Source organism: Colwellia sp. BRX10-9, from assembly GCF_014077405.1.
Taxonomy (GTDB): domain Bacteria; phylum Pseudomonadota; class Gammaproteobacteria; order Enterobacterales; family Alteromonadaceae; genus Colwellia_A.
On sequence record NZ_JACGVV010000060.1, the window covers coordinates 1 to 8,247 of the forward strand.

8 protein-coding genes are annotated in these 8,247 nt (G+C 37.9%); all 8 read right to left on the bottom strand.

All coding sequences use genetic code 11. From position 1 onward, the window contains the following. On the bottom strand, nt 1-267 hold a 267-nt coding region (locus tag H4J69_RS19050), incomplete at its 3' end, for a hypothetical protein (protein WP_259367779.1). A gap of 456 nt (nt 268-723) precedes the next feature. After that, the gene (locus H4J69_RS19055; protein WP_182215865.1) at nt 724-903 is read right to left on the bottom strand and encodes a hypothetical protein; all 180 of its coding nucleotides are present in this window, start codon (nt 901-903) and stop codon (nt 724-726) included. A gap of 440 nt (nt 904-1,343) precedes the next feature. After that, nucleotides 1,344-1,676 carry a DUF6488 family protein gene (locus tag H4J69_RS19060; protein WP_182215863.1) on the bottom strand — a complete coding sequence of 111 codons (333 nt, stop codon included), beginning with the start codon at nt 1,674-1,676 and terminating at the stop codon, nt 1,344-1,346. A gap of 76 nt (nt 1,677-1,752) precedes the next feature. Continuing rightward, nucleotides 1,753-2,304 carry a hypothetical protein gene (locus tag H4J69_RS19065; RefSeq protein WP_182215861.1) on the bottom strand — a complete coding sequence of 184 codons (552 nt, stop codon included), beginning with the start codon at nt 2,302-2,304 and terminating at the stop codon, nt 1,753-1,755. 50 nt (nt 2,305-2,354) lie between these two features. Continuing rightward, nucleotides 2,355-3,053, bottom strand: a complete 699-nt coding sequence (locus H4J69_RS19070; protein WP_182215859.1) for a HupE/UreJ family protein — start codon at nt 3,051-3,053, stop codon at nt 2,355-2,357. Next, complete coding sequence (locus H4J69_RS19075) at nt 3,046-6,189, bottom strand: efflux RND transporter permease subunit (protein ID WP_182215857.1); 3,144 nt, start codon at nt 6,187-6,189, stop codon at nt 3,046-3,048. Before H4J69_RS19075 ends, H4J69_RS19070 begins: the two co-directional genes overlap by 8 nt. A gap of 72 nt (nt 6,190-6,261) precedes the next feature. After that, nucleotides 6,262-7,497, bottom strand: coding sequence for an efflux RND transporter periplasmic adaptor subunit (locus H4J69_RS19080; RefSeq protein ID WP_182215855.1), 1,236 nt, complete (start codon nt 7,495-7,497; stop codon nt 6,262-6,264). Between the two features lie 2 nt (nt 7,498-7,499). Next, nucleotides 7,500-8,247, bottom strand: a 748-nt coding sequence (locus tag H4J69_RS19085; protein WP_182252037.1) for a TolC family protein, incomplete at its 5' end; no start/stop codon positions are given.

Here is an 8,247-nt window from a genome sequence, read left to right on the forward strand (position 1 = left end):
CTCTTTATCTTTCATTTTTATTTCTTTTTTTTCCATTTTAATTTCTTTATCTTTCAATTTACCTTTGGACTTCTCTGCCTGCTTCATACATTTTTTCATCATGGCGATAGCGACAGGATCCTTCATATCAATCTTGCTGTGATCCATTTTGCTACAATCAGCTTTTTCAGCTTTTTTTGCATGTAATTTTGGATCATGTGCTGTAGCCGTCATTGATAAAGTAATGGTTGGTATCAATACCAAAGCTAATTTTGTTAAAGTTTTCATGGTTTACTCCTACGTTAATAAAATATTAATGGGTTATTGTATAAATTCATCAAATGCAATATTTTTTGCATCAATGCTTTGGGTTATCAATAAATCAATGGTTGTGCTCATCATGTCTGATGGCCCATACAAATTAAATTCAACACCTTCGATTTGGAAAATTTTGTTAATATTTGATATTAGTTATTCTTGAACATAACCTTTAGTGCTCAGCCAATCTTTAGTAGCCCCAGATAACACAGTTCTAGTGCCACAAAAAAGTAAATGTCCCTTTTAATTAAACTACCATTTTCAGGGGGTAATTAATTGTTCTTCAATTAAAGACTTAATTGGTGCCATACCAGATCCAGCGCCGATTAATATCATCGTTTTATTACTTGATGGTTTTGCATGAAAATATTAAAAGGGACCTAGCGTCTCTATTTTCTGACCTACGGCTAAGTTACATAAATAACTTTAACCTACACCAGGAAATACACTTTTGTTAGGAGCATTTTGTATCTTAATGTTAAACACCAGCTCTTCTGCACCACCGTTATTTTGACCATTAGCCAAGGAATAACTTAGAATACAGGCATTATTCTCATATTCCAAATGTTCAATATGATGCCAGTAGGGTTTTAATGCTTCAGGCAAACGCTACGGAATATATCCCTCCCTTGTCAGCAAAAATAAATATAATGAAATCCACATTCCCTTTACAATCAGCAAAGCTTTTTGAGGTTTTTGTCCACTCGAACAATAGAATTAATAACTATAAAAAACTAATTGAACAAGCCTTGGTTGCGTCGAGACAATCTCAGATTTATTTTTACTTAACTATCCTCTCGGCTCTTAGCTACCTCAATTGTGGCCTGAGTACTCATCAGTCTCGTTACCTGAAAACATAACTATAATGGAGTATTACTGATATATTTTATATAAGGTCTCAAAGCATAACCATCAACATCTTTAGAGCAAAATTCCGTTATAACTAACGAATAATCGCTATATTTCATTCATATAAAAAGAAATACGAGCGATTCCATGTAAAAGTACCAAGATAAAAGGAGAATGTTATTCCCCTAATTTTTAAATTAAAACTTCGCTTCAGAATTTACTTTTAATACTTCGCCTGACATTGTCATCAGGAAATAAATTGTTTTATTTTCTGATTTATTGTTAGCACTAACAATATAACGGTTAGCTTCTGCCGCATGTAGTTTGAAACTTTCTGAAGTCAAACTCTTCCAGCTCGAGTCTAATTTTCCAACCTTGAAACCTAAATCTTTAAAAGTCAGTTTTTGGGTAGCTTTAGCTGCAATTTGTGTTGCTACTTTAGGGCTTATTGTTCCGTGTTCAGTATGCGCGAATGCTGAACTTGTGCTACATATCAATGTAATGAATAAGGCTGCTATTAAAGTTTTCATTTTGGTACTCCAATTATTTTAATTAAATTCAAAGTATGTTTGTTTTTTTATTATTTGAGGTGATTATTTGAGGTGATTATTTGAGGCCATGCTCGGTGTATTCACCTTTTACAATAAGTTGAACAGTGACTGGGGAGTCAGAGGTGTTTTTCCAATACCAACCATGAGAACCAGCAAATGGTGCCGTAAAACTCCCTTTCATTTCACCCAGTGTTGCTATTGCATAACTTTCAAAATAGCCCGTTGTGTCGCCTTCTGGTTCGCCATGTAAATCAAAATACAATGCTGACCTATCTGTTATCCATTCATATTCAAGCTTTTGGTATTGCGCCATGATAAATTTGTATTCAACACCGCGACCAGCAGGAACAATTACTTCAATGGTTTCTGTAGCAACTTTTGATTTTTCGGCGGCTTCTCGTGAAGAGAGTGGAGTAGACGCTTCGGCCTTTACGTTGTGAAAAACGGTTAGTCCAAGTTCATGCCCAATCCCTGTGGGATCAATATTATACTCAGCAGGCAATATAATGGTTAAAAGTGTAATTGCTGCAAAGACTAAGCTAAACAGTGTGTATTTGAGCAATGCTGAATTCGTTAAAGTTATAGTTTGTGGCGTTGTTTTTTGCATCGTTTTATCTCTTAAATTAGGGTAAAGTTTAATAGTAAAAATTTAATAAATTAGTTAATGAAATAACCAGTCAGTTGAAAACCTACCAACATAAACCCTGCACTCATCAACAAACAATTCGTGTTTGTCGCAAAGCGAGTGAAGCTGCTATGTTTACGCCAAAAATTAATCACTAAAAGAATAAAGGCCAAGGCGGTAAACTGTCCTAATTCAACCCCAACATTAAAGGCAATTAAATTAGTAATTAAGCCGTCATCAGGAAGTTGAAACTCTTGTAACTTGGTTGCTAAGCCAAAGCCGTGAAAAAGACCAAAAATCAGTACAGCAAGCTTGGCATTGGGTGATTTACCAAAGAGTCGATTAAAGCCACCTAAATTATCAAAGCCCTTATAAACAACCGATAGCCCAATAATGGCATCGATCACATAAGCATTAACTTGTATGTCACTGATCACGCCAAACAATAAGGTTAAGCTGTGCCCTAGCGTAAACATACTGACATACAATAGAACATCTCGACTTCTATATAAAAAGAACAGCACACCTACTAAGAACAATAAATGATCGTACCCCGTCACCATATGCTTAGCACCGATATACAAAAATGGGATAATTTGTACACCAGTGTTTTGTAGTAAAAATGCTCGTGTGCTTTCATCGACACCATGAGCAAAGGCTTCAATCGGTAACCATATGGCTAGTAAAGCGATAAAACTCGACAAGCTATATCGCTGTATAATATTAAACATTAACGGTTTCCTTTGAATGAGTTGTTTCAGTGGAGATTTCTTCGCGATGTAGTAAACGATATAAAGCTGGAAGAACGAATAGCGTCAATATAGTTGAGGAAATCACCCCTCCGATCACCACAGTCGCTAGTGGGCGTTGAACCTCTGAGCCAATGCCCGTATTAAGTGCCATAGGCACAAAACCTAATGAGGCAACAAGCGCGGTTGTTAGCACAGGTCGAAGTCTTGTCAATGCACCTTCGATAATAGCCGTATCTAAAGCAGCTCCTTCGCGTCTAAGTTCTCGTATAAACGAGACCATAACTAGGCCATTTAAAATAGCGATGCCTGATAAAGCAATAAAACCAACAGCGGCTGATATTGAAAAAGGAACATCTCTCAACAGTAAAGCAAAAATACCACCTGTTAAGGCTAATGGAACACCAGTGAAAATAATCATGGAATCTTTAAATGAGCCTAAAGCCAAGAAAAGAAGACCAATAATCATCACCAACGTAATAGGAACCACGATAGATAGGCGCTCTGATGCTGATTGTAATTTTTGGTAGGTGCCGCCATATTCAATCCAGTAACCCGCAGGTATTTCAACAGACTCATTAATTGAAGCTTGAATATCCTTAACAAATGACCCTAAATCTCTCCCTCGAACGTTAGCGGTAACAAACACTCTACGTTTGCCATTTTCTCTATTGACTTGGTTTGCACCTTCAACCAATACCAATTCAGCTAGCTCCTGTAATGGAACATAACTGTTATCGAACATCTGTATTGGTAGGTAAGCCAAGGCATCAACATCAGTTCTTAGCGCTTCTGGAAGACGTACTACTATGTCTGCACGTTGATCACCTTGATAGAACTTACCCGCAATCGTACCGCCTAACGCTGTGGAAAGTTGATCTTGTAGTTGCTTCACGCTTATTCCATATTTTGCTAGCTGGGCAAGTTTTGGATTAATCGTCATTAGTGGTAAACCAGTCGTTCTCTCTACTTGAATATCAGCAATCCCCTCAACATTAATAATAGCTGCGTTTATGCTCTTTCCTAACGCTGCTAAAGTCTCAAAATCATCTCCAAACACTTTGATAGCCAGCTCTGCACGAACTCCTGATAACAACTCATTAAACCGCATTTGTATTGGTTGTAAGAACTCATATCGATTACCCGGTATAGGCTCTACTACGGCTGCTAATTCCTCAACAAATTGTGCTTTAGGTTTATTAGGATTTGGCCATTCACTGCGTGGTTTTAAAATAATAAAATTATCGGCAACACTGGGTGGTACAGCATCTGTTGCAACATCGGCTGTGCCTATTTTTGCAAAGACACGTTCAACTTCTGGCATTTGATTGATTTTTTCTTCTAAGACTTTTTGTAACGCGACAGCTTGCGACAATGATGTACCGGGAATACGCAAGGCATGCATGGCGATATCACCTTCATCAAGGTTTGGCACAAATTCGCTACCAAGTTTATTGGCAGAAAATCCTGCTAAGCCAACAAGTCCAACTGCGAAAACCACAACAAACCAGCGAACTTTAAGCGCAAATGTTAAAGAGGGACGATAAAGCGCTAAAGATGATTTTATAATGATATTTTCTTTTTCTTTTACAGGGCCTTTGAACAAAATAGCAATAGCTGCCGGAACAAAAGTTACAGATAAAAACATTGCACAACATAATGCTATAACAACGGTTATTGCCATAGGGTGAAACATTTTACCTTCGACACCCGTAAGCGCAAAAATAGGTAAATAAACAGCAGTTATAATAAATACGCCAAATAATGCCGGACGGATGACTTCTTTAGTTGCTTCATAGACCAGTGCTAATCGTTCATTAACTGCCATGGTACGACCATTCGCAGAAGCTGAGCTGAGCTTTCTTAGACAATTCTCAACGATGATAATAGCACCATCAACAAGTAGTCCAAAATCTAACGCCCCTAAACTCATTAGATTGGCACTTACGCCTACTTGTACCATGCCCGTTACGGTCATTAACATCGCAAATGGGATAACCGCGGCAGTAAGTAATGCCGCTCTCATATTGCCTAACAATAAAAACAACACGACAATAACTAATAACGCCCCTTCAAAGAGGTTCATTTTTACTGTATCGAGTGTCTTTTCAACTAAGGTAGTACGGTCATACACAGCGGTAACGGTAATACCTGAGGGTAAACTCGCTTTAACTTCGTCTAACTTTATACCAACCGCTTTAGCAACATTTCGACTGTTCTCACCAATGAGCATGAAAACGGTACTCATCACAACTTCTCTACCATTTTGGGTTGCTGCACCTGTTCTTAATTCTTTTCCTTCTTGTACTTTAGCGACATCAGAAATTCGAATTACACTTCCTTCAGTTGTCCTAACAGGAATATTAGCGATAGCCTCTAAACTTTCTACCTGTCCGGGAATACGTAATAACCATTGAGCGCCATTTTTTTCTATAAACCCAGCGCCCTTATTATCATTATTATTTTCGATCGCTTGAATAATATCTTGCTGATTAAGGCCAAATTCCAGTAGCTTTTTAGGCTCAAAGGCAACAAGTATTTCACGTTTAAAACCACCAATAGGGTTAACTTCAACCACACCATCCACTTGCATTAACTGAGGGCGAATAATCCAATCATGAACCGTTCTTAAATCTGTAGCTGTTATTAACTTCCCTTCATCATTACGTGCATTAGGCTCAGAATCCACGGTAAACATGAATATTTCACCTAACCCAGTTGCTATAGGTCCAAGTTCAGGCTCTAAACCAAAAGGTAAATCTGATTTTGCTGAGACTAAGCGTTCATTCACTAATTGCCTGGCAAAGTAAATATCAGTATTATCACTAAAAATGGCGGTTACCTGCGATAAGCCATAACGTGAAACAGAGCGTGTACTCACTAAATTTGGTATGCCTGCCAATGCGGTTTCTAATGGGTAAGTAACCCGTTGTTCCACTTCAAGCGGTGTATATCCAGGGGCTTCGGTGTTGATCATTACCTGAATGTTGGTAATATCAGGGACGGCATCGATCGGCAACTTGGTAAAATTCCAAAGACCAAGTCCTGCGAAGGCGAGTACCGCCAACATAATAATTGAGTTTCTACGAATAGAAAATCTGAGTAAATATTCGAGCATTATTTTTCCTTTAAAAGTAAGTCTTTTAGGCGTAAACTTTTTTACTGATTGTTGTAATTAAAAGGGAAACCTTTAGTGGTCATGTGATGCGCCAGATTTTTCAACATCGGCTTTGAGAATATAACTATTCTCAGTGACATATTCAGTGCCTAGGGATATACCGCCTAACACTTCAATTTCATCCCCCACTATGCGGCCTAATTCAAGCATTCTTACTTCATATTCATTACCAACCTTGGCATAAACCACGGTAAAATCACGAAAGCTCTGCAATGCGTTACGCTTTACCGCCATCGCTACGTCAAATGAGCCAATTTCAATTCTTGCACTTACAAAAGAGCCTTCAGATAATAAGGAATCACTATTGTTTACTAAGACACGAAATAGCTTCGCCTGATCATTCCTAACTTTTAATACTCGGCTATCAATTTTACTTGTGTACTGTTCTTCAACACCATTAATGTTAAGCGTTGTTTTTGCGCCAATATTAATTTTGGCTAAATCCAAAGGAAAAACAGCTAGCTCCGCAACTAAGGTTTCATCATTAGTCACCGTAAGTAATATTCGGCCTTTAGATTGCTCACCAGAAGTAACGTTAACCGCACTCACAATGCCTTTTTGAGTTGATGTCACCTGATAAGATTGCAAACTTTCATTACTTTCCAGAGTGAGTAACAATTGACCTTTCTTAATTGCATCACCTAGCTTGACGTGAACTTTTTTAACCAGTCCATCGAATCGAGCGTAAACATTACTGCTAGCATCGGCTGGTAACGTTAAGTTTCCAAACACCTCAATGCTTTCATGGAATGTTGATGGCCCGACAACTTCAGTACTAATTTCCATTGCCTCTGCAATTTTTTCATCAATACTTGTTCGACCTTCAAAATTGTCATATTGCCAACTGTAAGTTTTTCCCTGGTATTTAGCCGTTAGAGAGACAATAAATGAGTGAGGTTCGTAGATAACCATATCACCACGAAGATACTGGCCTTCTTGAAAAAAATTAATGTCATCGACACCATCACCTAATCGGGTCAATTTTACATTTAGCTCTACTTTCGCAGGGTCGATAGCTTTTCCATTCTCAGTTGCCCACACACGAAACTCAGGGGGTACTCCCGTTTCAAAAATGGATAGTTCAATGGCAAAATTATCTTTTTTCAATAGTCGTCCACGATTCGGCCCTTTCTCTGGCTCGGCTTCTTCTACCTTTTGCTCTGAAACGGCAAGGCTAGAGAAACTTGTACTTAAGCTAACAAAGCACAGTGTGCTGATTAGAGTTAATATTTTAAATGTTGATTTCATGATTATTTCTCGTTATTTTTTTCAATAGATTGAGCGTTAAAAGGTGTATTAGCGTTTTTATTAATGGCAACTAGAGACGTACCCGTTAATCGTTCTATTTCAATATTGTTTAAATGTGCATTTTGATAAGCAGCAATCAAGTCTGACTGAGCATCTAATAATTCTTTTTGAGTATTTGTCCACTCGGTATAGCTATATCGGCCAATTTTGTAAGCTTTTTCAGCTTCAACAAAAGCTTGTTCAAGCACAGGTATAAGGTTTTCAGTCATAGCATGAATGACATGTTGGCTGTGTTTCATTTGTTCAATAAGCACATACAACTGGGTATTCAATTGATGAACGAGTGCTTGTGACGCTGTTTCTAATTCAGTTTTAGAGGCGTGTAACGCATTTATTTTCCCTTGATTTTGATTGCTATCACCAAAAGGAATTGAAATTCCAGCGACTAAACCAAAATCATCGGTTGTTTCGTAACGTCTTAATCCCGTTGTAAATTTCCATAGTGGTTTAGTTTCAATACGAGCAAGTTCAATCTCAGACTGGACAATTCGCTGTTTTGTAGCGAAAAGACTGACCGAAGGTAGTTGTTTTAGATGAGTAAATAATGAATCAACATCGGTGCTATTGGTTAAAGGTAAATGGGGTAACGATAATAATGACCCAATGATGTTAGTTTCTTTATGTTGCTCGCTTTGCCCCTGTCCTTGCCACTGCGCCAATAACTGATATTTACTGGCATCTACTTCATGA